The organism is Pseudomonas sp. C 49-2 (assembly GCF_003970195.1).
GTDB classification, from domain to species: domain Bacteria; phylum Pseudomonadota; class Gammaproteobacteria; order Pseudomonadales; family Pseudomonadaceae; genus Aquipseudomonas; species Aquipseudomonas canadensis.
Genome location: NZ_RXYG01000001.1, coordinates 655,810 through 682,381 on the forward strand (window position 1 = coordinate 655,810; position 26,572 = coordinate 682,381).

23 protein-coding genes and 1 pseudogene are annotated in these 26,572 nt (G+C 60.4%); 7 read left to right on the forward strand and 17 right to left on the reverse strand.

Going from position 1 to position 26,572, the window contains the following annotated elements; genetic code table 11:
• The first annotated feature begins 69 nt into the window (after positions 1–69).
• On the forward strand, positions 70–639 hold the full coding sequence (locus tag EJ576_RS03080; protein ID WP_126569541.1) for a DUF2780 domain-containing protein: 570 nt from the start codon (positions 70–72) through the stop codon (positions 637–639).
• Here EJ576_RS03080 and EJ576_RS03085 read toward each other — a convergent pair.
• Positions 636–1,523 (reverse strand): acyltransferase, encoded by an 888-nt coding sequence (locus EJ576_RS03085; RefSeq protein ID WP_126569542.1) that lies wholly within the window; start codon positions 1,521–1,523, stop codon positions 636–638. The genes EJ576_RS03080 and EJ576_RS03085 overlap by 4 nt on opposite strands.
• A gap of 172 nt (positions 1,524–1,695) precedes the next feature.
• Between EJ576_RS03085 and EJ576_RS03090 the strand changes: the two genes are divergently transcribed.
• Genes EJ576_RS03090 through creD form a run of 4 tightly spaced genes read left to right on the forward strand, consistent with a single transcriptional unit; the run spans position 1,696 to position 5,738 of the window.
• Positions 1,696–2,196 carry an ATP-dependent zinc protease gene (locus tag EJ576_RS03090; RefSeq protein ID WP_068936265.1) on the forward strand — a complete coding sequence of 167 codons (501 nt, stop codon included), beginning with the start codon at positions 1,696–1,698 and terminating at the stop codon, positions 2,194–2,196.
• A gap of 9 nt (positions 2,197–2,205) precedes the next feature.
• Complete coding sequence (creB, locus tag EJ576_RS03095) at positions 2,206–2,874, forward strand: two-component system response regulator CreB (protein ID WP_028618212.1); 669 nt, start codon at positions 2,206–2,208, stop codon at positions 2,872–2,874.
• Positions 2,874–4,313, forward strand: a complete 1,440-nt coding sequence (gene creC / locus EJ576_RS03100; protein ID WP_122729508.1) for a two-component system sensor histidine kinase CreC — start codon at positions 2,874–2,876, stop codon at positions 4,311–4,313. Before creB ends, creC begins: the two co-directional genes overlap by 1 nt.
• Positions 4,314–4,364: 51 nt before the next feature.
• Positions 4,365–5,738: a cell envelope integrity protein CreD gene (gene creD, locus EJ576_RS03105; RefSeq protein ID WP_122729506.1), complete on the forward strand. Its 1,374-nt coding sequence runs from the start codon at positions 4,365–4,367 to the stop codon at positions 5,736–5,738.
• A 174-nt stretch (positions 5,739–5,912) separates the two neighbouring features.
• On the opposite strand, the gene EJ576_RS03110 is transcribed toward creD, so the two are convergent.
• The 15 genes from EJ576_RS03110 to EJ576_RS03180 form a co-directional block, all read right to left on the reverse strand.
• Positions 5,913–6,542, reverse strand: a complete 630-nt coding sequence (locus tag EJ576_RS03110; protein WP_123475024.1) for a glutathione S-transferase — start codon at positions 6,540–6,542, stop codon at positions 5,913–5,915.
• Between the two features lie 34 nt (positions 6,543–6,576).
• Positions 6,577–7,194, reverse strand: coding sequence for a transcriptional regulator (locus tag EJ576_RS03115; protein ID WP_123475026.1), 618 nt, complete (start codon positions 7,192–7,194; stop codon positions 6,577–6,579).
• A 79-nt stretch (positions 7,195–7,273) separates the two neighbouring features.
• Complete coding sequence (locus tag EJ576_RS03120; RefSeq protein WP_126569543.1) at positions 7,274–8,062, reverse strand: amino acid ABC transporter ATP-binding protein; 789 nt, start codon at positions 8,060–8,062, stop codon at positions 7,274–7,276.
• 43 nt (positions 8,063–8,105) lie between these two features.
• On the reverse strand, positions 8,106–8,816 hold the full coding sequence (locus EJ576_RS03125; protein WP_126569544.1) for an ABC transporter permease: 711 nt from the start codon (positions 8,814–8,816) through the stop codon (positions 8,106–8,108).
• Positions 8,813–9,532: an ABC transporter permease gene (locus tag EJ576_RS03130; RefSeq protein ID WP_126569545.1), complete on the reverse strand. Its 720-nt coding sequence runs from the start codon at positions 9,530–9,532 to the stop codon at positions 8,813–8,815. Before EJ576_RS03130 ends, EJ576_RS03125 begins: the two co-directional genes overlap by 4 nt.
• Before the next feature lie 15 nt (positions 9,533–9,547).
• Entirely contained in the window at positions 9,548–10,309 is a 762-nt protein-coding gene (locus EJ576_RS03135; protein WP_178083518.1) for a transporter substrate-binding domain-containing protein, read from the reverse strand.
• 52 nt (positions 10,310–10,361) lie between these two features.
• A complete protein-coding gene (locus EJ576_RS03140; protein ID WP_122729493.1) occupies positions 10,362–11,327 on the reverse strand; it encodes an ornithine cyclodeaminase in 966 nt (321 codons plus the stop codon).
• A gap of 128 nt (positions 11,328–11,455) precedes the next feature.
• Entirely contained in the window at positions 11,456–11,632 is a 177-nt protein-coding gene (locus tag EJ576_RS29735; protein WP_148106697.1) for a DUF4175 domain-containing protein, read from the reverse strand.
• The gene (locus EJ576_RS03145) at positions 11,629–12,732 is read right to left on the reverse strand and encodes a PepSY domain-containing protein (protein WP_123475030.1); all 1,104 of its coding nucleotides are present in this window, start codon (positions 12,730–12,732) and stop codon (positions 11,629–11,631) included. Before EJ576_RS03145 ends, EJ576_RS29735 begins: the two co-directional genes overlap by 4 nt.
• A gap of 62 nt (positions 12,733–12,794) precedes the next feature.
• A complete protein-coding gene (locus EJ576_RS03150) occupies positions 12,795–15,233 on the reverse strand; it encodes a TonB-dependent siderophore receptor (RefSeq protein WP_122729491.1) in 2,439 nt (812 codons plus the stop codon).
• Positions 15,234–15,379: 146 nt separating this feature from the next.
• Complete coding sequence (locus tag EJ576_RS03155) at positions 15,380–18,193, reverse strand: acyltransferase domain-containing protein (protein WP_126569546.1); 2,814 nt, start codon at positions 18,191–18,193, stop codon at positions 15,380–15,382.
• A 109-nt stretch (positions 18,194–18,302) separates the two neighbouring features.
• On the reverse strand, positions 18,303–19,298 hold the full coding sequence (locus tag EJ576_RS03160) for a FecR domain-containing protein (RefSeq protein ID WP_126569547.1): 996 nt from the start codon (positions 19,296–19,298) through the stop codon (positions 18,303–18,305).
• Positions 19,295–19,813, reverse strand: coding sequence for an RNA polymerase sigma factor (locus EJ576_RS03165; RefSeq protein ID WP_122729484.1), 519 nt, complete (start codon positions 19,811–19,813; stop codon positions 19,295–19,297). Before EJ576_RS03165 ends, EJ576_RS03160 begins: the two co-directional genes overlap by 4 nt.
• A 258-nt stretch (positions 19,814–20,071) precedes the next feature.
• Entirely contained in the window at positions 20,072–20,779 is a 708-nt protein-coding gene (locus EJ576_RS03175) for a PolC-type DNA polymerase III (RefSeq protein ID WP_126569548.1), read from the reverse strand.
• Complete coding sequence (locus tag EJ576_RS03180; RefSeq protein ID WP_178083519.1) at positions 20,776–22,698, reverse strand: putative nucleotidyltransferase substrate binding domain-containing protein; 1,923 nt, start codon at positions 22,696–22,698, stop codon at positions 20,776–20,778. Before EJ576_RS03180 ends, EJ576_RS03175 begins: the two co-directional genes overlap by 4 nt.
• A gap of 246 nt (positions 22,699–22,944) precedes the next feature.
• Here EJ576_RS03180 and EJ576_RS03185 point away from each other — a divergent pair.
• Positions 22,945–23,382: pseudogene (locus EJ576_RS03185) on the forward strand (response regulator); the annotation flags it as partial.
• 136 nt (positions 23,383–23,518) lie between these two features.
• Here EJ576_RS03185 and EJ576_RS03190 read toward each other — a convergent pair.
• The gene (locus tag EJ576_RS03190; RefSeq protein WP_126569549.1) at positions 23,519–25,696 is read right to left on the reverse strand and encodes a malate synthase G; all 2,178 of its coding nucleotides are present in this window, start codon (positions 25,694–25,696) and stop codon (positions 23,519–23,521) included.
• 267 nt (positions 25,697–25,963) lie between these two features.
• On the opposite strand from EJ576_RS03190, the gene EJ576_RS03195 reads away from it, so the two are divergent.
• Positions 25,964–26,476: a glycine cleavage system protein R gene (locus EJ576_RS03195; RefSeq protein ID WP_126569550.1), complete on the forward strand. Its 513-nt coding sequence runs from the start codon at positions 25,964–25,966 to the stop codon at positions 26,474–26,476.
• Positions 26,477–26,572: the final 96 nt, after the last annotated feature.

Here is a 26,572-nt window from a genome sequence, read left to right on the forward strand (position 1 = left end):
GGGGGAACAATCCTTCAGGACTGTCAGTCAAACCCCTGCTTTTAGCGCTTACTTTCAGAGGTTGTCTTGATGAAGATTTCACGCGGTTTTGCCCTGTCCTGCCTGCTGAGCGTGGCCGCCGGCCCGGCGTTTGCCGCAGGTTTCAGTTTGGGTGACGTGGCTAATGCCGTCTCCGGCGCCCAAGGTAACAACAAGGCGGCTGCAGCGGCGCCCAGCTCCGAGACCGCCGGTCTGCTGAGTGCCCTGACTTCGCAACTCAATGTCACTCCCGAACAAGCCGTCGGTGGCACGGGCGCCATGCTGGGCCTGGCCAAGAACAAACTGAGCGGCAACGATTATTCACAACTGGGCAACAGCGTGCCGGGCCTCGACCAGTTGTCGGGCAACAACGCCTTGGGCAGCCTCGGCGCCTTGAGCGGGATGCTCGGCCAGACCGGCGGCAGCAAGACCAGCGGCCTGGACGGCTTGCTGGGTAACGTGAAGAACACCAGCGACCTGAATACAGCCTTCAGCGCCTTGGGCATGGACAGCGGCATGGTTGGCCAGTTTGCCCCGGTGATCCTGCAATACCTGGGCGGCCAGGGCGCCAGCAGCTCGGTGCTGGGCAAGTTGGCCCAGGCCTGGGGCACTGGCAGCTAAAGCTTCTCCGCGCGCAGTTGCTCGATGCGCGCGTCCTTCTCCGTCCAAAGCTGGTTGACCCAGTTCTGGACGGTCTGGCGAAACGCCGGATCATTCTCGTAATCCCCTTGCCACAACGCCGGATCCAGTTCGCGGGTGCGGATATCAATGATCACCTTTGGCACCGCGCCGCTGATCAAATCCCAGAACCCCGGAATCTTTTGCTGTGGATAGACCACGGTCACGTCGAGCACGGCATCCAGCTGTTCACCCATCGCTGCGAGCACGAACGCCACACCGCCCGCCTTGGGCTTGAGCAAGCGAGTGAAGGGCGAATCCTGCTGCTTGCGCTTGGTTTCGTTGAAGCGCGTGCCTTCCAGGTAGTTGACCACCGTCACCGGCTGGCGCTTGAACAGCTCGCAGGCCTCTTTGGTGATCTTCAAATCCTGCCCCGCGAGTTCCGGGTGCTTGGCCAGGAAGGCCTTGGTGTAGCGCTTCATGAACGGGTAATCCAGCGCCCACCAAGCCAGGCCGAGGAAGGGCACCCAGATCAGCTCTTTTTTCAGGAAGAATTTGAAGAACGGCGTGCGCCGGTTGAGGGCCTGGATCAGCGCCGGGATATCTACCCAGGATTGATGATTGCTGATCACCAGGTAGGACGTGTCACCGCGCAAATCGTCGCCGCCGCGAATGTCCCATTGGGTCGGAATGCACAGCGCGAAGATCAACTTGTCGATCTCGGCCCAGGTCTCGGCGATCCACATTACCGCCCACGACATGTAGTCACGATAGCGGCCGGGAGCCACCAGCTTGAGCAGGGCAAACACCATCAACGGCCCGATCAGGATCAGGGTGTTGAGCAGCAGTAGCAATGAGACAAAACAGCCGGTGAGCAGGCGGCGCATAAGTAACTCTTGAAATCCTGTGGGCGGGCCATGATAAGCAGCTTGAGTCTAGAGGCCAAATCCCAATTCGCCGGACGAATGTTTCACAATGTGCCGGTTATGCTGGGTGAGCTAACTAAGTGCTGCCTTTGCGGTCTAGAATCCGCCTACTTCTTTCCGAGGAAATCACTTCGTGAAACTGCTCCTTGCCTCTCTCGCCCTGGTTGCCCTGCCGGTCATGGCCGCCGAACCGACCCTCTACGGTCGCTACGAATACATCCAATTGCCGGAGATCGGCGAAACCTTCAAGGCCAAGATGGACACTGGCGCGCTGACCGCCTCGCTGTCGGCCCGTGACATCCAGACCTTCACCCGTGACGGCGACGATTGGGTGCGCTTCCGCCTCGGCGGCAAGGATGCCTCCAACAAAGTCTACGAACACAAAGTCTCGCGCATCAGCAAGATCAAGAGCCGCGCCGATGAAGACGACGACAAGGACGAAGCCACCGTGGCCAAGCGCCCGGTGATCGACCTGGAAATGTGCCTGGGCGACGTCAAGCGCACCGTTGAGGTCAACCTCACCGACCGCAGCAGCTTCAACTACCCGCTGTTGATCGGCGCCAAGGCCCTGCGTGAATTTGGCGCGGCGGTGAACCCGGCCCGTCGTTACACTGCCGACAAACCGGACTGCTGACGGACCACCATGGCGCATATCCTGATTGTCGAAGACGAGGCGGCAATTGCCGACACGCTGATTTTCGCCCTGCAAGGCGAGGGCTTCACCACCACTTGGCTGACCCTCGGCCAGGCGGCGCTGGAGCATCAGCGCCAGACGCCTGCCGACCTGATCATCCTCGACATCGGGCTGCCGGATATCACGGGTTTTGAAACCTGCAAGCAACTGCGCCGGTTCAGTGAAGTGCCGGTGATGTTCCTCAGCGCACGAGATGGCGAGATCGACCGCGTGGTGGGCCTGGAGATCGGCGCCGACGATTATGTGGTCAAGCCCTTCAGCCCACGGGAAGTGACGGCGCGGGTCCGGGCGATCCTGAAACGGATTGGCCCAGGTGCTGCGCCCGCGGTGTTCCAGGTTGATCTGGAGCGTATGCAGATCAGCTATCGCGGCCAACCGTTGAGCCTCACACGACACGAGTTCCGCCTGCTGCAAAGCCTGCTGGAACAACCCGAGCGCGTGTTCAGCCGCGAGCAACTGTTGGATGCGGTGGGCGTGGCGGCGGATGCCGGCTACGAGCGCAATATCGACAGCCATATCAAAAGCCTGCGCAGCAAGTTGCGCAGCGTGGCCGCCGATGCCGAGCCGATCCAGACCCATCGCGGCCTCGGCTACAGTTACAGCCCGAGCAACAGCTGATGCGCCTGGGGCTGCGGATTTTCCTGGTGTATGCGCTGTTTATCGGCCTGACCGGCTACTTCGTGCTCAGCACCGTGATGAAGGAAATCCGCCCCGGCGTGCGCCAGTCCACCGAAGAAACCCTGGTGGACACCGCCAACCTGCTGGCCGAGATCGTGCGTAATGACGTGAAGAACGGCACCCTCGGCCAAAGCCACTGGCCGGAGCTGCTCAAGGCCTACGGCAACCGCCAGCCGGGGGCGACCATCTGGGGCTTGCCGAAGAACCAGGTCAACCACCGCATCTATGTTACCGACGCCAAGGGCACCGTGTTGCTCGACTCCACGGGCGAAGCGGTGGGGCAAGACTATTCGAAGTGGAACGACGTGTACCTGACCTTGCGTGGCGAGTACGGCGCGCGCTCCACCCGCAGCGAACTGGATGACCCTGCCTCGTCAGTTATGCATGTGGGCGCGCCGATCCGCGACAACGGCCAGATCATCGGCGTGGTCACTGTGGCCAAACCCAACAGTTCATTGCAGCCTTATGTCGATCGCACCGAACGCCGCCTGCTGTGGTACGGCGCGGGCCTGGTGATTCTGGGCCTGCTGTTGGGCGCGCTGCTGTCATGGTGGCTGAGCGTCGCACTGCGCCGTCTGACTGCCTACGCCGAAGCTGTCAGTGAGGGGCGGCGTGCCGAGTTGCCTCATTACCGTGGCGGTGAACTCAAGCAGCTGTCCACCGCTGTGGAGCACATGCGCACGCAGTTGGAAGGTAAGGCTTACGTCGAGCATTACGTACACACCCTGACCCACGAATTGAAAAGCCCCTTGGCCGCGATTCGCGGCGCGGCAGAGTTGTTGCAGGGCGATATGACCCGCGATCAACAGCAGCGTTTCGTCGGCAATATCGACAGCGAAAGCGCGCGTCTGCAGCAGTTGATCGAGCGTCTGCTGAACCTGGCACAGGTCGAGCAGCGCCAGGGCCTGGAAGAGCAGGCGAGTATCCCATTGGCGACGATGGTTGATGAGGTACTCAAGGCCCAATGCGCACGGATTGAAGGCGCCGGGTTGCAGGTCGAGCAGACTATTGCGGCGGATGTGAGGGTGTACGGCGAACCGTTCTTGTTGCGTCAGGCCCTGGGCAATTTGCTGGACAATGCCCTGGACTTCACGCCGCCCGGCGGCTTGTTGAAGTTCAGCGCACAGACGCGACACGACGATGTGCACGTCAGCCTGTTCAACCAGGCCGCACCGATTCCCGACTACGCCCTGCCACGCCTGAGCGAGCGTTTCTACTCGCTGCCACGCCCGGCCAGCGGTCGCAAAAGCACTGGCCTTGGCCTCAACTTTGTCGAGGAAGTGATGAAGCTGCACGGCGGTGCGTTGCAGATCGGCAATGTCGACGGCGGCGTGCAGGTGGTGCTGCATCTCCACACAGTCTCCACATTGCCCACATAAATCCCCCACACGGTCTGCCCAGACTCTCCCCATCAAAACAGGGAGAGACCCATGAACCGCAGCCTGCTTTTCAAACTTGGCGCGATTGCGCTGCTGATCCTGCTGTTGTTGATTCCGTTGCTGATGATCAACGGCATTATCAGCGACCGCCAGCAACTGCGCGATGGCGTATTGATGGACATCGCCCGCAGCTCCAGCTACGCCCAGCGCCTCACCGGCCCGGTGATGGTAGTGCCGTATCGCAAGACCGTCCGCGAGTGGAAGCTCAATGAAAAGCTCAACAAACGCTACGAAGTCACCCGTGAAGAGCGCGGTCGTCTGTATTTCCTGCCGGACCGATTTGAGCTCGACGGCAAGGTGCAGACCGAACTGCGCGCACGGGGTATCTACCAGGCGCGGCTGTTCCATGCCGACAACCGCATCAGCGGGCGTTTCGAATTGCCTGCGCAGTTGGGTATTACCGAAAACTTTGTCGATTACCGTTTTGAGCCGGCGTTTCTGGCGGTGGGCATCAGCGATATTCGCGGCATCGAAAACGCGCTGAAACTGGAGCTAGGCAGCCAGCAGTTGGAGTTCGAACCGGGCTCCCAGGTGGACTGGCTGGGCGAAGGCGTGCACGTGACACTGCCGGAGCACGACAGCAAAAAGCCCAACGTCGTGAACTTTGCTTTCGACCTGCGCCTGCAAGGCACCGAGCAACTGCAAGTGGTGCCGGTGGGCAAGACCAGCCAGGTGTCACTCGCTTCCAACTGGCCACATCCCAGCTTCATCGGCAATTTCCTGCCGGCACAACGCGAGATTACCGACAAGGGCTTCAGCGCCAACTGGCAGACCTCGTTCTTCTCCACCAACCTGGAGCAAGCGCTGCAAACCTGCCTGGACAAGCAGGGCTGTGAAGACTTCAACAACCGCAGCTTCGGCGTGAACTTCATCGATCCGGTGGACCAGTACCTCAAGAGCGACCGTGCGATCAAATACGCGCTGCTGTTCATCGCCCTGACCTTCGCCGGCTTCTTCCTGTTCGAAGTACTCAAGAGCCTGGCAGTGCATCCGGTGCAGTACGCGTTGGTGGGGTTTGCGCTGGCGTTTTTCTACCTGCTGTTGCTGTCGTTGTCCGAGCACATTGGGTTCGCGCTGGCTTATCTCATCTCTGCCAGCGCCTGCGTGTTGTTGATTGGCTTCTATGTGTGCCATGTGCTGCGCAGCGTCGCTCACGGCCTGGGGTTTTCGGCGGGGTTGGCGGCGTTGTATGGCTTGTTGTACGGGCTGTTGAGTGCCGAGGATTACGCGTTGCTGATGGGCTCGTTGCTGCTGTTCGGCCTGCTGGGCACGGTGATGGTGCTGACGCGTAAGTTGGATTGGTATGGCGTGGGCAAGCGCAAGGCAGTTGAGCCACTGAAGTTTGACCTGGAGGCGGTGCAATGATCGGGTTGCGGGAGGATCAGCAAATGAAGGCGCGGATTATCGACTACCTCAACAACGCCACCGTCCACTGTGGGAGCGGGCTTGCCCGCGAAGGCGGTGGGTCAGTTGATGAATCCGTGACTGATAGACCGCATTCGCGGGCAAGCCCGCTCCCACACTGGACTGCGGTGGGTTTTAGGTCGGGGGTTGGGTCTCTTGCATCGAAGCCCGCTGGCTGACCTCGGCATACCAGGCGGCAAGCTTCGGGTTATCCAGGCGCCATTGCATGTCCGGATGACGGAAGTCGAGGTAACCCAAGGCACAAGCCACGCTGATCGCGGCGATGTCGAAGTGGCTGGTCAGTTCGGCAATCGCATCCGCTTCCAACTCAGAGAGGCTGCGGCGGATTTTGTTGCGCTGCTCATCGAGCCACTGGTCCCAGTGCTTTTCCGCTGGGCGCAGGGCGGTTTCGTAACGCACCAACACGGCGGCATCCATGATGCCGTCGGCCATCGAGGCCAGGGTCAGGCGGCGCCAGCGGGCCGAGCCGTCGCGGGGAATCAGTGGGTTGCCGACGTGCTGGTGATCGAAGTAATCGAGGATCACCCGGCTGTCGTGCAATACCGTGCCATCGGCCAGGCGCAGGGCCGGGATCTTGCCCACGGGGTTGCCTTGCAGCACCTGCGCATCCGGGTTGACCGGGGTCGGCATGCAGCCGTGCAGTGCGACGCGGTCCTGCTGGCCGGTTTCAGCCAGCAACACGCGAACCTTACGCACGAAGGGTGACGCGGGGTTGTGGAACAAGGTCATGCTGGGTGTGGACATGGGCATTCCTCGGTAAGGGCAGTGGGGCCTGTGTTCAATTGCTTTCTCGCGCAATGGCTTTCAAATAGTTGTAAACCGTCGCTCGGGAGATCTCGAAGTACTCGCCGAAATAATCGACGAAGTTGCGTATGTCCAGCAGCCCATTGGCTTGCGCTTGTGCGAGGACGAGCATGATTTCGGTACGCCCGAAGTCACTTCGCCGCACGCAGTGTTCGACGGATATCTTTTCGACGATGTCGTTGAGTGTTTCCCGCCAGTCAGCGCTGAACAAAGGGGCGGGGCGTGCTTGGGGTTGCAGGCCCACGGCAAAACCACTCAACAGCTTCTGCACCTGCGATAACGCCGTGACATCGAAGTTCAGACACAGGAGCGCAACGATATCGCCGCTCTCCGAGCGGGCAACGATAGAAATCGAGCGTAGCGTGCGATTGTTGGGGCCTGCCTTCTCATACGGTCCTAGCACATCCAGCCCAGGGGCCAGGTCCGGAAGATCACAAATCAGCGATGCATCACCGACTTTGCGCTTGGAGAACCCGTTGGCAATGTGCACGATCAAACCGCTGCGGACATCGTGAACCACCGCTTCCAGGTCGGGGAAAAGCAAAGCAGCGATGCCGTCTGCCGCTGCATTCATGAAGGCGATACTGGCCATGGCGATCCAAGCACAGGTAGGTGGAGGGAGTGATTGTACGGAGTCGTCCATACCTTTGACAGGTGCGTTGGCGCGGCTCTCAGTGGTGGATCTGCGCCAGGAATGCTTGAGCCCTGTCGCTCTTGGGGGCGTTAAAAAACTCCTCAGGGGGCAGGTCTTCGACAATGCGTCCTGCGTCGAGGAATAGCACCCGCTCGGCCACTTGGCGGGCAAAGCCCATTTCGTGGGTGACGCACAGCATCGTCATGCCGGTGCCGGCCAATGTGACGATGACCTCCAGCACTTCGTTGACCATTTCCGGGTCGAGTGCCGAGGTGGGTTCGTCGAACAGCATGATTTTCGGCTCCATGCACAATGCCCGGGCAATCGCCACCCGCTGTTGCTGGCCGCCTGACAGTTGGCTGGGATACTTGTCCGCCTGGTTGGCAATACCGACCTTGCCAAGGTAATGCCGGGCGAGTTCTTCGGCGGCCCTGCGTGCCAGGCCGCGCACCGACATGGGGGCCAATGTGCAGTTCTGCAGGACGGTCATGTGGGGAAACAGGTTGAAGTTCTGGAAGACCATCCCTATCTCTTGCAGCGTTTTATGCCTGGCTGGCGTAGGTTTGCCGAGGTCGGTTCCCAAGGCTCGAATAACACCACTTTGGGCAACTTCAAGGCGACTGATGCAGCGAATCAAGGTCGATTTTCCCGAGCCGGAAGGCCCGCACAGCACAATGCGCTCACCCTGGCGGACGGTCAGATCAATGGCGTGCAAGACCTGGAAGTTGCCATACCACTTGTTCAACCCGCTTATGTGCACCGCGGGTTCTGGCGGTGCCTTGGTTGAAGGGTGAAGAGCGTCTGGCGCGATGGTGTACGAATTCATGGCTTGCCCTCTGGACCGTAAGGGTGGGGATGTTGAAATCGGATTACCCGATGTGCTTGCTCAGTGACCGCTCAAGGTGCTTGAGCGCTCGTCTGACCAGTTCGACGATTGCCAGGTACAGCGCTGCTGCCCACAGGTAGACCTGGAAATCAAAGCTGCGTGAGAACACCAATTTGGTCACGCCCATCAGGTCATAAAGCGTGACCAGTGAGGCAATGGCGCTGGCCTTGATCATCAGGATCAATTCGTTACCCAGCGGCCCTATGGCCACCAGCAGCGACTGCGGCAGGATGACTTTTCTCAAGGTGGTCCAGCGCGACAGGCCCAGGGTTTGCGCGGCTTCGCGCTGGCCCGGTGCGACAGCGGTCAGGGCACCGCACATGATCTCGGCTTGATAGGCGGCGGTGTTCAGGGTGAAGGCCAGCAGGGTGCACAGCCAGGCATCCCGGAAGAACCACCAGAGGCCGACGTCTTGCCAGAAGTGTTTGAATGACCCCAGGCCGTAATACAGCAGGAATAATTGGGCGAGCAGCGGAGAGCCGCGAAAGACATACACGTAGACGCCAGTGAAACCGCGCAGCCAGCGATGGCTCGACAAACGGCCCAGCGCAATCAGCAGGCCCAGCAGTGCACCGAGACTGAAAGAAATCGCCACGAGTTTAGCGGTGACCAGCAGGCCGTCGATAAAACGGGGGGCGTAACGCTCAAGCAGTTCCAGGTTGAGAAGCCTGCTCAGCCAATGCTCGAAGGTCATGACAGAGTACTCCGCTGATGGCGGCTGAAATGTCGCTCCAGAACCTGGAACACGCGGCCGGACAGCGCCGAAAAAAGCAAATATGCCAAGCAGGCCACTGTGTAGAACAGCATGGGCTCTTTGGTCACGCTGACCGCCAGGCTGGTCTGGCGCATCAGGTCGACCAGGGAGATGGTCGACACCAGCGAGGTGTCCTTGAGCAGGGACAGCCAGTTATTCGACAGACCTGGCAAGGCAGTGCGCGTCAGTTGTGGCAGGACCACGGTGCGAAAGGTCGTGGCTGTGGACAGGCCCAACACCGCTGCAGCCTCGAATTGACCCCTGTCCACGGTCTTGAAAGCGCTCAACCAGATCTCGCTGGAAAACGCGGCAAACACCAGGCTGAATGCAATCATGGCCGCGACAAAGGTGTTTATCATCACCTCGCCTTGATAGCCCACGGCGGCGAGCACGTGTTGTGCAGCTATTTGGCAGCCGTAATAAATGAGCAGCAGTGTCAATAGCTCGGGCAACCCACGGAACACCGTGGAAAATACCGTGGCTAGCGCACGCAGCCAGCGTCGTTTGGAGCGTGCCGCCAAGGCCACTCCGAGGCCCAAGGGTAAGCCGAGCGGCACGCAGGCGAGGGCCAGCGCGAGGGTGACCAAGGCACCGACGAGCAGCGCCCAGCCCCAGCCGCCGCTGGCGAACGATAACAGTGACAATTGTTCGAGCATGCGAGCCCCCGCAGATCAATAGATATCGAAGGCGAAGTAACGGCTGGAAATCTTTTTATAGGTGCCATCGGTGACGATTTCGTCCAGCGCATTGTTCAGTCGCTCACGCAGTGCCACATCGCCCTGGCGTACCACAATTGCAGCGTCGGTATTGGTACCGTCGACGTCCCCGAGGAATCTGCAGCACGCTTTGCCCGCGCCTTCTATCCAGGCCAGCAGGGGGTATTTGTCGGCGATGACGGCGTCCAGGCGCCCGGCTGCAAGGTCGCTGGCGGCTTCGTCCTGGGAGGGGTAGAGCTTCACGGTGGCACCGGCCGCGGCATAGTGTTCTTCGGCGTAGATAGCTTGTGTCGAATACGACTGGGTTCCCACCGTCAGGCCTTTGAAATTGGACTGGGCGTTGCTGATGTCCGAGTCTTTGGGCACGGCGATCGACAGCGGTGTGCGGTAGTAACGATCGGTGAAGGCGACCGTCTTTTTGCGCTCCTCGGTGACATTCATCGAGGCAACGATCGCATCGTATTTTTTCGCCAGCAGGCCGGGAATCATGCCCTCCCAGTCCTGGGTGACAAAGGTGCACTGCACCTTCATTCGCTCACACAACGCGTTGGCAATGTCGATATCGAAGCCATGCAGTGTGTTGGTTGAGTCCACGTAGTTGAACGGTGGGTAAGCCCCTTCACTGGCAATGCGCAGTGTTTCTGCCTGTGCAACACCCGCGGCGGTGCAGAGCAGCCAGGCGGTGGCTGCGGTCATCGTGCTCATCAGCTTTTTCATGTGAATACCTACCTTATTGTTATTGTTGGTTCAGGTGTCATATGGGTGAGGATCAGGGAGACGGCGTGGCCTGGATCAGACCAAGCGCGAGGCTGGCGATCGCAATGTCCTGGGCGGCAAGGCCGGTCAAGTCAGCGACGGTCACGTCGTCAGCGCTTGTGCGCCCCGGGAGGTTGCCGGCCAGCACGTGCCCCAGCGAGATGTCGGTGGTGTGGGTGATCAACCCGGCGCGAAGGGCGTGGGCGAGTTCTCCGCGTTCGGCACATTGCTGGTGGTCGTCGGTCATGACGACCCGGGCCAACGCGAGTATTTGAGGGTCAAGCTCCTGTTTTCCCTGGCTGTCTGCGCCCATGGCGACGATATGGGTTCCGGGTTTTACAGCGGACACCGGAACGATTGCCTGAGTCGACGGTGTGCAGGTAATCACGACATTACAGTGTTCGAATACGTCCTCCACCGTTGCGGCCGTTTGGGCGGTCAAGCCCTGATGCACCAGCTTCTCAACCAGGCGGGTGGCTTTGTTCGGGTCCCGCCCCCAGATGAATACACGCGGCGTCCCGAGGAGCTGTGCAGCCCATTGGGCCTGTTGTTCGGCCTGATGCCCGGTACCGAGAATACCCAGCGCGGTGACCTGTGAGGGTGCGCCAGCCTTTGCAGCCAAGGCCCCGGCTGCGGCTGTCCGCCAACTGGTCAACCAGCCCTCGTCATTGAGGATGGCGACAAGCTTGCCGGTGTGTGAGCTGAAGACCAGCATCAGCCCGTTATTGGTGTGCAGCCCTTTGGACGGGTTCTCATAAAAACCCATTGCCAGTTTGACCACGAAGGTCTCACCGCCTCGCAAATAGCCGAGCCTGACATGGCAATCCCCGGGAGGCGCTTGAAACAGCAGTTCGCCGGGCGTGGCACTGACGATGTTGTTTTGGGAATGTTGAATACAGGCGTCGCGTGTCACGCGCAGCATGTCACTGCGCTTTAGCACTGCGCGCAGATCGGGAAGGCTATAGATGGGAAACGTCATTGGGTGTTGCCCCGCAGGCTGACGACACTGGATGTGTGGACGGGGCAGAGATTAATCGAGTTTAAATAAAGTGTATAAATTGTTATTAATGTCTAATTATTGCAATGGAGTTATCTCTTGCGCCCGCCTCAGCGGTGCAGCAGTCTCCATAGCGCAATGACTGCCGGCACCCCCAACCCGACCCAACTGAGCGAATCCCACAGCCCATCCCCCAGCAACGCCGCAAACAACCCGGCCGCGCTGAGCAAGCCGATCCCCAGCGGAATCCCAAACACTTTCCAGAAGTTCGACTGACGCGGCTTCATGCCTTGCCCGCCTTGCGCCGCACGATCCACAAGTAAATCCCACTGACCAGCACGATGATGGTCAGCACATCCAGCGCCGCCCAGAGGATTTTCATCGGCATGCCGCCGTAGTCACCGAAATGCAGCGGCTGGGACATGCCCATGGCGTCCATGTACCAGGGCCGTTCGGCGATGGCGGTGACGGCCAGGGTGCTGGCGTCGATCAGCACGGGTGTGAGCAGGTGCGAGGTGAGGTGGGTGCTGCCCTTCATGAACACGGCGTAATGGTGCTCACTGGAAAAGCGTGTGCCGGGGAAGGCGATGAAGTCCGGCTCCATGCCCGGCGCGGCCTTGGCGGCGATCGTTAGCAGCTCGGTGGCCGGTGCGCGCTGGGTCAGCGGAGGGGCGTTTTTGTAGGGTTCGATCATGGCGCTGAGGCTGTCCTGGCGCCAGGCGGCGATGATCAGGTCGGCGCAGGCGCTGATCACGCCGGTCACGCCCACCACCAAGGCCCAGGTCAGGGTGACCACGCCGATCAGGTTATGCAGGTCGAGCCAGCGCAGGCGCGTGGATTTGTCCTGGCGCACGGTGGCGAACTTCAAGCGACGCATGAACGGCAGGTACAGCACCGTGCCCGAGATGATCGCCAGCACAAACAGAATACCCATGAACGCCAGCAGCAACTTGCCCGGCAGGCCGGCGAACATGTCCACATGCAGGCGCAGCAGGAACAGGGTCAACCCGCCGTTGGCCGCCGGAGTTTCCACCGCTTCACCGGTGCGCGCGTCGAGCATGAAGGTGTGGGACGCGTTGGGCTCGGTGCCGGCGGTGGCGGCCATGATCGCGATCACGCCGTTCTTGTCATCTTCGTCCCAGGCCAGGTACTGCATGGCTTCGCCGGGGCGATGGGCCTGCGCCTTGGCCACCAGTTGCTCCAGGTTGAGCTGCGGTGTGTCGGCAGGCATTTGCGCCAATTCAGGCTCGTTGCCCAGCAGGTGGTCGATCTCATGGTGAAACACCAACGGCAAGCCAGTGAGGGCGAGCAGCAGCAGGAATACCGTGCAGATCAGGCTGGTCCAGGTGTGGATGAAGGACCAGCGGCGGATGGTTTTGCTTTTCATCACGGCTCCAAAGGCAAAAGGGCCGCGGTTCAGGCGGCCCTTCATTGGCGGTTTTTACCGTCTTAGAATTTGTAGTTAACGCTGGCGACCACGTTACGCTGATCGCCGTAGTAGCAGTAGAAACCATCGCAGGTGGACAGGTAGTCCTTGTTGAAGATGTTCTTGGCGTCGACAGCTACGGTCACGCCCTTCATGGTGCTGTTCAAGCGGCCAAGGTCATAGTGCATCGAAGCGTCATACACGGTGTAGGAGCCTACGTGGCCCAGGTCGGTATTGGCTGCATTGCCGTAGGTATCGCCAACGTAGCGCACACCCGCGCCAATACCAAAACCGTCGAGCAGTCCGCTACGCCACGTGTAATCAGCCCAGCCAGTGGCCTGGTTGCGTGGTAACTGGTTCAGGCGGTTGCCTTTTTCAGCAGCAACTCCTTGAGTGATTTCGCTGTCGTTGTAGGTGTAGGAACCCACCAGTTTGAGACTTTCGGTGACGTCGGCACTGGCTTCCAGCTCCAATCCGCGTACCCGCACTTCGCCCACTTGGCGCGTGATACTACCCTCAGTGACCGAAGTATTTTGCTGGGTCAGGTCGAATACGGCAGCTGTGAACAACGCTTTGGTACCAGGAGGCTGGTACTTGATACCGGCTTCGTACTGTTTACCTTCTGTGGGCTTGAAAGCTCCGGTGCTGCCCACTTGAGTGCCCGAGCCCGCCTGGAACGATTCGGCGTAGGAAAGGTATGGTGTGATGCCGTTGTCGAAGACATAGCTCAGCGCTGCGTTGCCGCTGAAATGTTTGTCACGCTGGGTGTTGGTGGCGTCGTTCAGGTTATGGAAAGTGGTGCCGGTATGTACCCAATCTTCACGGCCGCCGAGGGTCAGGCGCCAGTTGTCGAGGGCCATCTGATCCTGTACGTACAAGCCGGTCTGTTGGGTCTTTTGGGTATAGTCGTACATGGTGAAGTACTGGACGTTGGAAAAGTCCTGGCCGTATACCGGGCGGTTGAAGTTGATGGTGGGCACACCTGCAGAACCCCACAGCCAGCGCGCATCGCTGGTGGACCGCTGGTGGTCGAGCCCCAACAACAGCGTGTGACTTACGGCGCCCGTTTGGAAGTCGGCCTGGAAGTTGTTGTCCACGGCAAATTGACCGATGTTTTCATCGACCTTGCCGGCGGAGCGACTCACGTTACCGTTAGCGTCTACTGCCACTTCAGGGCCATTCGGGAAGAATGCGCCGCCTGCGGTAATGCCTTGGAACGACAGATCGTTCTTGGTGTAGCGCAGGTTCTGGTGAAACTGCCAGGTATCGTTCAGGCGCGTTTCGAAGGCATAGCCCAGAGCGTAGTAGGTGCGGTCGTAGAACTCCCAGTCCGGATCACCCAGATTCTTGTGGTGGGAGATCTTGCCGGCTGGCGAGCTCAACTTGGTGCCTTGCAGCGGCAAGAATTGCCCGGTGATACCTGTATCGTCGCGGGTGAACTGGGTGAGCAACGTCAGTTTGGTATCGTCGTTGATGTTCCAGGTCAGGCTCGGAGCGATGTTGTAGCGCTTGTCCGGGATATGGTCCACTGGTGTGTTGCTGTCACGTACGACGCCACTGACGCGATAAAGGAACTGGCCCTCGTCGTCGATTTTTCCGGTGCTGTCGAAGTTGATTTGCTTGTGATTGTTGCTGCCGGCCTGCACCTCGATTTCATTCGAGCTTTCGGCCTGTGGACGGCGGCTGACCATGTCCAGCAAACCACCTGGTGGGGTTTGCCCGTAAACCGACGATGCAGGACCGCGCAGAACGGCAATGCGCTCCAAATTCCAGGTGTCGATTTTTGGTGTGGCGTAGTTGCCTTTGGGCAATGGCAGGCCGTCGAGAAATTGAGTCGGGACAAAACCGCGCACCAGCAGCCAGTCACTGCGGGAATCCGAACCGTAGCCGGAGCTCTGCACGCCAGCGGTGTAGCGCAAAGCGTCATTGAGGTTGAGTACGGAGCGGTCTTCCATCTGTTTGCGAGTGATCACCGTCACTGAACGAGGAAGCTCGGCAATCGGTGTATCTGTTTTGGTACCAGCAGCGGTGCGTGTGGCAACATAGCCGTCTACCGGGCCCCAGGCGCTTTCATAGCTACCTTGGCCGGTGATGTTGGTTTCAGGCAACGCTACGACCCCCTCCGGAATCGCTACCAGGGTATAAGTCCCCGCCGTGCTCTGCTCAAGCTGCAACCCCGTCCCACGCAACGCCTCACGCAGCGCACCCGGCGCATCGAACTGGCCCTGGACCGGCGCCGAGGTCTTGCCCGACGCCAATGCCGGGCTGAGGGTCAGCGCCAGGCCGCCCTGGCTGGCGATCTGGTTCAGGGTAGTCGCCAGTGGTGCCGCCGGCAGGTTGTAGGTGCGCACGCTGGATGCCTGCTCCGCGGCGATCAGCGTAGTGCTGGCCAGCGGGGCACTGAGGGCAATGGCCACGGCTAACAGGCTGGGGCGCAACAAGGTGTCTAGCGTGCGGGACATGGGGCGGCTCCTGAATGGAAATATTTCTCAATTGCCTAGGTGCCGAACGAGAATCGAAAAGTGATAGGGCCAAATGAAAATAAATCTGTGAGTGGTCACAACTCTTCGCACTGCATGGCCCTGAAGGTTCAGGTGTGTTGTGAGGTTCAGCCCTGCGCCCATTGCAGTTTAGCGGCCAAGGCGTCCGGGTAAGTTTCTGCACTGGCGATTGCCGCACGCGTCGCATCACCCTGGCCGAAGGCCTCGATCAACAGCGTGACGTGGGTGGCCAGGAAGTCGCTGCGTTGATTGAGGTGTTCCTCCAGTGCCCGGTAGCGCTTGCCATCCATGAACCCTTCGCTGAGAAACCAGGCCGCGTGTTTGTTCAGGTAGTCGAGTACGTACAGGTCGTACAACGCGCTCACCAGATCTTTTGCAAGCCCAGGCGGCAGTGAGTTGCCGGCCTTTACCGCACTCTCGATGGCAAGGCGCTGGGCATGCGCCTCGCCAGCGCGTGCAACCACCATCAGTTTTGAGTTCCAGACCTGCATGTCGTCCTCTCCCTGAGCCCGGTGTGCGGCGACATGGTGGGCCACCTCCGTGAGCAAACGGTATTCCAGGGTGCGGACCATGCTCAGCCCGTAGTCAACGTCGTCCAGGTTAGCGTGCGGGTCCGGATGGGCGGGCTCGGTCAAGGGTTGGCCAATCAGGACCTTGGCGGCATCCAGCAGGATCATGCGGTTGTTGCCACCGGCGTCTTGGTAGATCTTGGCCATGCCTTCATAGTCGGCGAAACGATTGAGGTTGAGCGCCCCGGCCACGCCGCAGCGCAATCGGCATTCGGTGGCCACGGCCTCAGCGGCGGGCGCACACAGGGCTTTGGTCAGCGCCAGGGTCTGGCTGATGGCGGCCCAGGGTGTCCATGTCACATCGCCCGTGCCGGTTGTTTGCAGGGAGGCCTGGCTGGCGGTGCCTTCGATCCATAGGCGGGCGGAGTCATTGGCAAAGCATTTCATGACGTACGCTGTCGCCAGGCAGCCGAATAACGCCCGGCGCTGGGTGCGAAAGTCCAGCAAGCCTGTGCCGTTGCCGATTCTCGCCTGGGTGGTGCGCCGGTTGGCGTGAGTCAGGGCCAGGGTTGCACAGGCCATCATAACGGAGCTCAAGCCGGTGCCGACCATCGCCCACACGTTCTTGGGGGCGAACAGTGAGCGGATCAGACGGCGGTCAGTGCTGCCCAGTGGGTCTTGAAAGCGGTTGGACTGATCAATGTTCGCTCCGTCACACAGCCAAGCGTCAAAAGAGACGCGGACCTGATTAAAACGCAACAAGCCGTAATCCAACGGTACGGCGCGAATTTCTGCTGGTGAAGACATTTCAATGCCAGGGCATGGACCCTGTGTGTCGCTTAATGGCAAGACAAAGGCGAAGACACCACAGCGTTGGTCCTGAACCTTCAACTCGGCAAACACCACGCCCAACTTGTTGAGGTCATTGATACCGACATTGGCAAATTTCAGCGCAGCGTTGTTGGGTGTGTTCAACACAAACGTGCGCGTGTCGGTGTCGAATACCGCCTCCAGGCAGGGGCCCATGTGTGAGTTGCTACGGCCGATTTCAGTCAGCGCGTAGACCCCCAGGCATTGGCCCTTCTCCAGTTCGCATCGCCATTTGGCGGCGTACGGGTGGTCCTGTTCGAACGCCAGGAGTGTACCGATGCACAAACCCTGCTGAATCACGCACCCCATGAACAGCGACGGATCATTGACCGCCGCGTGGGTGGCCACGGCCATCAACCACTCCGGTTGTTTGAATCCGTGGATACCGTCGGGCAGTTGTTTGAGCAGATGCTGCAAGCGCCGATAGGTCTGACGGTGGCCGTCGTGGAAGGTCAGGTTGGTTTGCGGATGCAACTCAGGGTCGTTGAACGTGTGAGCCATGTGCGCATGGGCCTGGGCGGTGACGGGCCCGTTGACCAGCTGGCGCAGAGTGTCCAGGGTATGTGAGTCGGCCAGTAGTTGGCGAAGTTCATTAGGTGGTGCGGCGAGGGGCGTGTAGGTCTTGGCATCGCGCAGGCTTTTGAGGATGCACATCGACATGCCTCGGTTTACACCCATGTCGATAAACACGCAGCATTTGTCGAGTGGCAACGCGCCCAGTGTCTCGGGCAGGTTGGTGGGGTCGGTCACGCCCAAGGTGAACAGCTCGTGCAGGTCATCCCCGTGCTGGTAACAGCCCCCCAAAACGGTCGAATAGACGGGGGTCCTGAACGGCTGTTGCTCCAGGGGTTGCAGCAATGCGTTCATGAGTTCTGCGACATGCCGATGCGCCGAGTAATGGGATGCGTAGGCGATCGACACCCAGCGCAACGGCGGGGTGCTGTCGCCGTAACGCTCAAGCAGAGCGTGCAATGCGTCCATTTCTCCGCTGATGATGCATTGCTCAGGGGCATTGACCGACCCCAACTCCAGCTTCAGTTCAGGCCACCTGTCGAGCAGCGCTTGCGTCATCTCCGGCGACAAGTTGACCAGCAACATGCCGCCGCGGCCTTCTTCACTACGGTAGGCCGCATTGAGGGCGCAGACCGCACGCACGCCCTGCTCAATGCTCAGTACACCGGCGCACACTCGCGCAGCAATCTCACCAAAACTCTGTGCGACAATCAGTGCCGGCCGCACGCCTGCGTCGTGGAGCAGTTGGTTGAGCACCACGGCCGCACCATACAGGGCCAGTTGCGTGACTCCGGAAGGCAGCGGCAAAGCATGCTGATGGGTCAGTAACACTTGGGTGACCAGGCCGGGCTGCAGGCCGGGTTCGTGCTGCGCCGCTTCGTGTTCGATGAGCGCCAGTATGGCATCTATCGAGGTACGCAATTCCTCGGCGTGTTGGTGCAGGTCAGCCAAGGCACCGCAGGGGTCGTTGCCTTGGCCGGGGAAGCAGAAGGCAAAAGTGTGCCGGGTGATGTGCGGGAGCGTCGACATGGTTTCATCCTCATAGAACAACTAGGGATGTCTATTGAAGGACGTTACGGTACGGATGAAACCTGTGAGGGATTACAGTTTTTTAGACACGTTCGAAATGACGGTTTATTCATTTCCCACTAAGTGATTCGGTGTTTTTCGCCTTGGCGTTCACCGTGACCCACCACGGCGTATGCTGCTCGATCTGCACCGGCAATGTCGGCAGCAGTGCATTGAGCGCCAGCGTGGTGTCGCGCAACGGGAAGCTGCCGGTAATGCGCAGGTCAGCCACGTTTTTATCCACACCCAGGTAACCGGTGCGGTAACGGCTGAGTTCCGCAACCACATCGCCCAGGCGCGCGTTGTCGACCACCAGCATGCCGCGGGTCCAGGCGTCGGTGGCGGGGGTGACGGCAAGCGCAGGGCCGAGGCCATCGCTGCGCATCAGCACTTGCTGGCCTTCCTTGAAGATCTGTTCCTGCTGCAGCGCCTCGGGCTGGGCGGCCACGGCCGATTGCAGCACGCTCAAGCGCGTGGCGTCGTCTTCGCGCTTGACGATAAACCGCGTGCCCAGCGCCCGCAGGCTGCCGTCGCGGGTTTGCACATAGAACGGGCGCGCATCGTTGTGGCCGGTCTCGACCAGGATTTCGCCTTCCTGCAACACGATCAGCCGGCGTTTTTCATCAAAACGCACGTCGATGGCGCTGTGGGTATTGAGGTTGATCAGCGTGCCATCCGCCAGCTTCAGCGTGCGCTGCTCGCCGGTGGCGGTACGTTGGTCGGCCAGCCAATAGTGGATCGGCACATAGCGCTCACCGGCAAACAGCGCCAGGCCGATGACCAGCGCGATGCTCGCCAGACCACTGCCCAGCTTGCGCACACGTTGGCGAATGCCTTCACGCGATTGCAGCAACGCTGCCCGCGCCGGGCCCGAGGCCACGCTGAAACGCTGGTCGAGCATGCCCAACTGACGCCAGGCGCGGGCGTGTTCTTCGTCGCCGGCCAGCCATTTATTGAATTCTTCACGCTCAATTGCGCTGCCGTCGCCCGAATCGAGGGACAGCTGCCAGGCGATCGCCGCATCCAGCACGCGGGCCGAGACCGGTTTGGAACTGATCACCGTCACAGCGGCTCGCCATACAGCGCGATGTAGCACTGGCGAATGCCCTGGGCCAGGTACTGGCGCACGCGGGGCACCGACACGCCGAGGCGCTGGGCGATTTCGGCGTGGCCCATGCCGTCGAGGCGGTTATAGAGGAAGGCGGCGCGGGCCTTGGTCGACAGCTTGCCGAGCAGGCGGTCGATGGCCTTGAGGTCGTCGAGGATCAGTTGCTGTTCTTCCGGCGAAGGGTGTTCGCTTTCCGGGATCAGCATCAGTTCGGTGAGGTAGGCCTGTTCCAGGGCGGCGCGACGGAAATAGTCGAACAACAAGCCCTTGGCGATTGCCACCAGGAACGCCCGTGGTTCGCGGGGTTCACGCAACTCATCACGGCCGAGCAGGCGCATGAAGGTGTCCTGGCTCAGGTCTTCGGCGCGGCTCGGGCAGGCCACGTTGCGTCGAAGCCAGGCCAACAGCCAGCCACGATGGTCGCGATACAACGCGCCAACAAGCTCACTGTGTGGGTTCTGGATCGACGACAAGGCATCACCTAGTAAACGGGATGTTTAAACTAACGAGAATTATTCGCGATTGTGTCAGAGCCGTGGAGTGGGCGCAATTGGCGTCTGTCGGTTTGAGGGGGGGGGCGCTTTTGTGGTGAGCGGGCTTGCCCCGCGCTGGGCTGCGAAGCGGCCCTGAAACCAGACGCCGCGTTCTCTCTGGAAAAATGCGGTGGTCTTATAGGGGCCGCTTCGCAGCCCGGCGCGGGGCAAGCCCGCTCACCACAGGGTTCTGAGGCGTTAGAAAGAGGGCGCGCGCAGACGCCGTTTCCATTGGCTCAAACGCTCTTGTAACGCCTGTGGCGTGTCGATGTGTTGCTGGCGCGCGCGGCTGAACAGGATCAGCATCAGCTCCGCCGTGGCCAGTGCATCGGCGCTGGCGTGATGGCGCTCGCCCACATGCAGATGGAAGTGGTTGATCCAATCGTCCAACCCGGCTTCGCGGATATGCGCATCCGGGCACAGCAGCGGGGCGATGTCTGCAACATCGAGAAACGGATGGGCCAGGCGGTACCCCAGGCTGTCCTTGAGCGCCCGGCACAGCATGTGTTGATCGAATGGCGCATGGAAGGCGAGCAATGGGCTGTCTCCCACAAAGTCCATGAAGTCCAGTAACGCGTCGACCGGATCGCTGCCGGCGGCAATCGCACTGGGGCCGAGGCCGTGGATCAACACACTGGGGCTGAGTTTGGTTTCAGCCCGTTGCAAGGTGCGTTCAAACAGTTGCGAGAAATCCACCGCGCCATCCTCGATCACCACCGCGCCGATGGACAGCACCTGGTCACGGTTGAGGTTGAGGCCGCTGGTTTCCAGGTCCACCACCACCCAGCGTTGGCTGCGCAGGGTGTCTTCGCCCAGCGGCCTGGGTTTGCGCAGTTGCGCCAGGCGCTGTTGTTGCGCGCTGTCGAGCCCCGGCTTTTTCTTGCGCAGCCAGTTGAACAAGCTCACAGCTGGTACCGCAATGTCAGGCTGCTTTGCAGGCGTTGGGCCTGGCGCAGGGATTCACGCAGGATGCGCCGGTCCAGGTGGTTGAGGCTGTCAGGATCGACACGGTTGGAGTACGGCTGGTTCTCGCGGGTTTGCAGTTGGTGCTGTTGCATACGGGTCTGCTGGATAAAGTGGTAGGCCTCTTCATACGCAGCGCCGTCCAGCGGCTCAATCACTTCCTTGACCACCAACTGGCGCAGGCGCTCCAAGGTGTTGTTGGCGTGAATACCATTGGCCAGGGCCAACAGGCGCGCGCCGTCGACAAAGGGGGTCAGGCCCTGCACCTTGAGGTCGAGCGTAGCTTTTTCGCCCCCTTTACGCGTGAGTACAAATTCGCGGAAGCGTCCTACGGGTGGCCGCTGGCGCAACGCGTTTTCGGCCAGCATGCGCTGGAACAAGCGGTTGTCCGCCACTTGGTCGAGAATGCCTTGGCGCAATTGCTCGCAGCCACGCTCATCGCCCCACACCACACGCAGATCGAAATAGATGCTGGAGCCCAGCAGATTCTCTGGCGTCGCCTCGCGGATAAACGCCGCAAACCGCCGCGCCCATTCCGCCCGCGATAGGCACAACTCTGGGTTGCCGGCCATGATGTTGCCTTTGCACAGGCTGAACCCGCACAAGGCCAGGCTCTGGTTGATCTGCTGGGCCAGCGGCAACAACCGGCCTCGGATCGCCGCCGCTTCGGCCGCGTCCTTGGCGTCAAACAGGATGCCGTTGTCCTGGTCGGTGTACAGCGTCTGCTCGCGGCGGCCTTCGCTGCCAAAGCACAACCAACTGAACGGCACGCCGGGGTCGCCTTTTTCGGCCAGGGTCAGTTCGATCACCCGGCACACGGTGTGATCGTTGAGCAGCGTAATGATGTGGGTGATCTGGGTGGACGAGGCACCATGGGCCAGCATGCGTTCGACTAACTGGCCGATCTCGCCGCGAATCGCCACCAGGTTTTCCACCCTCGGCGCATTGCGGATGGTGCGCGCCAGGTGCACCAGGTCCACCCGTTGCAGGGAAAACAGATCGCGCTCGGACACCACGCCGCACAGGCGCTGATCCTTGACCAGGCAGACGTGGGCGATATGCCGCTCGGTCATGGCGATTGCCGCGTCGAAAGCGCTGTGGTCCGGCGTCAGGAAGAAGGGCGCCTGGGTCATATGCCCTTCGATGCCCTGGTTGAAATCGCTGGTGCCATCGGCCACCACTTGGCGCAGGTCGCGCAGGGTGAAAATCCCAAGGGGCGCCTTGTGTTCATCCACGATCACGATGCTGCCAACCTGCTGCTCATGCATCAACGTGACGGCTTCGCGCAGCGGCGTGGCGGGGCTGCACGTGACAGGATGGCGCATGGCCAACTCGCCGAGCCGCGTGTTCAGGGAGTATTGAGTGCCGAGGGTTTCCACCGCTTTTTGCTGCACCTGCTGATTCACCTGGTCCAACAGGCTGCTGACGCCTCGCAGGGCAAAATCGCGAAACGGGCTGGAGAGTGCGAACAGCTTGATGAACGCCGGTTTGTTCAGTTGCAGGCAGAAGGTGTCTTCGGCGGCCTTGTGCTCGGTGCGGGTCGCCCGTTCGCCCAGCAACGCGGCCAGGGGAAAGCACTCGCCGGTGGTGATTTCGAAGGTGGTTTCGGCGCTGTCCGGCCGCTCACCGACGACCCGGCCCTGCTTGACGATATAAAAGTGCTCGACCGGCCCGCCCGAGGGTTTGAGGATGCTGTCGCCGGGGCCATAGAAGCGTAACTGGCACTGCTCCACCAAAAACGCCAAGTGGGCGTTTTCCATCTGGTTGAACGGCGGGAAGCGTTGCAGGAACTGCAGGGTGCCGTGGATATTTTGCAACACAGCAGTTTTCCCCGCCTGGGCGAAGGCATCAGCTTTACTCATAACAATGACCGCAGATTTTTTGTCGTTATCGTCCCCCATGGTCGACTCCTGCGCAGCGGGTGCCCATTGGACGTAAGTCTAGGTCGATACAAAGGGTACAAACCTAGGGAAAAACCTTACATGAATATCGTCCAAAACCCGTAGAACGCCCACTAGGCAAACTTTCCGACGAAGTGCACATTGAACGCCCTTCCGCAGATGTCTGACGAGTGTGCTGGGAGATTGATTAGAACTGCTGAGAACCGTATGTCCGACCACGATATTTTGAGTGATGCCGAGCGCGAGGCGCTGAGCGCCGTGATGCTGGAGCCTGATTTACCGCCACAACGCGTGTTGATTGTTGACGACGACAAGGATGCGCGCGAACTGCTGGCGGAAATCCTGGGGCTGGACGGTATTCGCTGCATGACCGCCGACAGTGGTGAGGCGGCGTGGGATTTGTTGAAGTCGAGCAGCTCCATCGGTTTGCTGATCACCGACCTGCGCATGGCGCCCAGCAACGGCCTGGAACTGATCCGACAAGTGCGTGAGTCCCCACGCGCGGCGCTGCCGATCATCATCATGTCGGGGGATGCCGAGGCGCCGGACGTGATTGATGCCATGCATTTGAGTGTGGTGGATTTTTTGCTGAAGCCAATTGATAGCGGGAAGTTGGCGAAGATGGTCAAGAGAGAGCTGGGTATCGCAGTCCCTGAAACCAGTGAAAAGCCTCACCCGCACAAGCACAAGCACCCGCATAAGCCTCACGGCCACGCGTGGGGCAAGAAGAGCTAGTCCCCAACGAAAAAGCCCTGATCTCACGACCAGGGCTTTCTTCAATTTACAGGCCGTTCTTAGCCTTGAACTCCCGACGCCGACGGTGCAACACCGGCTCGGTATACCCATTAGGCTGCTTAGTCCCTTCAATCACCAACTCCACCGCGGCTTGGAACGCGATGTTGCTGTCGAAATCCGGTGCCAGGGGGCGGTACAACTTATCCCCAGCATTCTGACGGTCCACCACCGGCGCCATGCGCTTGAGGCTTTCCATCACCTGATCCTGAGTGACAACGCCGTGGCGCAGCCAGTTGGCGATGTGCTGGCTGGAGATACGCAGGGTGGCGCGGTCTTCCATCAGGCCCACATCATTGATGTCCGGCACTTTCGAGCAACCTACGCCCTGGTCGATCCAACGGACCACATAACCCAGGATGCCTTGGGCGTTGTTGTCCAGCTCGTTGCGGATCTCTTCGTCGGACCAATCGGTGTTGCTGGCCAGAGGAATAGTCAGGATGTCGTCCACCGACGCACGCTCGCGCTTGGCAAGCTCGGCCTGGCGGGCGAATACATCAACCTTGTGGTAATGCAACGCGTGCAGCGCGGCGGCGGTTGGCGACGGCACCCAGGCGGTGTTGGCGCCGGCCAGTGGGTGGGCGATTTTCTGTTCGAGCATCGCCGCCATCAGGTCGGGCATGGCCCACATGCCTTTACCGATCTGCGCACGACCTTGCAGGCCAGTGCTCAAACCGATATCAACGTTCCAGTTTTCGTAGGCGCCGATCCATTTTTCTGCCTTCATCGCCGCCTTGCGCACCATCGCGCCGGCTTCCATGGAGGTGTGGATCTCATCGCCGGTACGGTCAAGAAAGCCGGTGTTGATAAACACCACGCGCTCGCTGGCGGCCTTGATGCATGCCTTGAGGTTGACCGTGGTGCGGCGTTCCTCGTCCATGATCCCGACTTTCAGCGTGTTGCGCGGCAGGTTCAGCACGTCTTCGATGCGGCCGAACAGCTCGTTGGTGAACGCAGCTTCTTCCGGGCCGTGCATCTTCGGCTTAACGATGTACACGGAACCGGTGCGGCTGTTCTTGCGGCTGTTATTGCCGTTGAGGCTGTGTGTGGCGGCGAGGCTGGTGATCAGGCCGTCGAGGATGCCTTCCGGCACTTCGTTGCCGTCTTTGTCGAGGATCGCATCGATGGTCATCAGGTGACCCACGTTGCGCACGAACAGCAGCGAACGACCGTGCAGCGTCACGTCCTGGCCGTCCACACCGGTATAAACGCGGTCAGCGTTCATGGTGCGGGTGAAGGTCTTGCCGCCCTTGGCCACTTCTTCGGCCAGGTCGCCCTTCATCAGGCCGAGCCAGTTGCGGTAGATCACCACTTTGTCATCGGCATCCACGGCGGCGACGGAGTCTTCGCAGTCCATGATGGTGGTCAGCGCGGCCTCCATCAGCACGTCTTTGACGCCGGCGGCGTCGGTCTGGCCGACCGGGGTGCTGGCGTCGATCTGGATTTCGAAGTGCAGGCCATTGTGTTTCAGCAGGATCGCAATCGGCTCAGCCGCAGGACCCTGGAAACCGATCAACTGTGCGTCGTCGCGCAGGCCGCTGTTGCTGCCGCCCTTGAGGCTGACGATCAGCGTGCCGTCGACGATCTTGTAGCCGGTCGAATCGACGTGGCTGCCAGCGCTGAGCGGTGCGGCCTCATCGAGGAAGGCGCGGGCGAAGGCGATGACCTTGTCGCCACGCACCTTGTTGTAGCCCTGGCCCTTTTCGGCTCCGTCGGCTTCGCTGATGGCGTCGGTGCCATACAGCGCGTCATACAGCGAGCCCCAGCGCGCATTCGAGGCGTTGAGGGCGAAGCGGGCGTTCATCACCGGCACCACCAGCTGTGGGCCGGCCATGCGGGCGATCTCGTCATCGACGTTTTGGGTCGTGGCCTGGAAATCCGCGGCTTCTGGCAGCAGGTATCCAATGTCTTGCAGGAAGGCTTTGTAAGCCACCGGGTCGTGCGCCTGGCCTGCGTGGGTCTGGTGCCAGGTATCGATCCGCGCTTGGAAATCGTCGCGTTTGGCGAGTAGGGCTTTGTTCTTCGGTGCCAGGTCGTGGATGACCTTGTCGGCGCCGGCCCAGAACTGGTCGGCAGTGATGCCGGTGCCGGGAATGGCTTCGTTGTTCACGAAGTCGAACAGGACTTTGGCGACCTGCAGGCCACCGACTTGAACGTGTTCAGTCATTGCTTGCCTCACTCTGCGGAGCTTATGCGCTTTTTCAGATTTTCATTATGTAGTGCACGGTTGGGCATACTACATGATGACTTGCGGTTGTGAAAATTAGACTAAATACGTCGTTTAGCGACCCACTTTGGTCGTACGGTCACAGCGGAGAACCGGATGTTCTCAAAAAACTATTGGATTGTTCCAGATAAATATAAAAATGGTACACGATTTGTTATCGGGGGCCTTCGGGTCCACCTTGTAGATTGAATTCCAGAGGGCGTTGCCATGGACCATCTTGTACTCACAATTATCGCTGCCGACAAACCCGGCCTGGTTGAACGCATCGCGCAGAACATCGCCGCCCACGGTGGCAACTGGCTGGAAAGCCGCATGGCGCACATGGCCGGGCAGTTTGCCGGGATCCTGCGGGTCAGTGTGCCTACAGAGCAACGTCAGGCATTGGTCGGGGCGTTGGAGGATTTATCCACCCATGGCATTCGCGTGCTGGTGGGCGAGGGCAGCAGCGGGCAGGCCTCGGCCTCCAAATCGATCATGATGACGCTGGTGGGCAATGACCGTGCGGGCATTGTGCGCGAGATCACCGCGCTGCTGAGCAAGCAGGGCGTGAACCTGGAGAGCCTGAGCACCGATGTACGCCCGGCCCCTATGAGCGGTGATCCGTTGTTTACCGCCGAGGCACTGTTGCAGGTGCCGGCCGCGTTATCCCTGGATACCTTGCAGTTGTCCCTAGAAACCCTGGCCGATGACTTGATGGTGGAACTGCACCACGAGGAATGATCTGCCCACAGGGTTATGCATGGAAATCTTGCATGGGCCTGTGGATAACCTGTAGAGACCCCTCGCCAGGCCACGCCGGCCGGGGTTCTTCGCTGA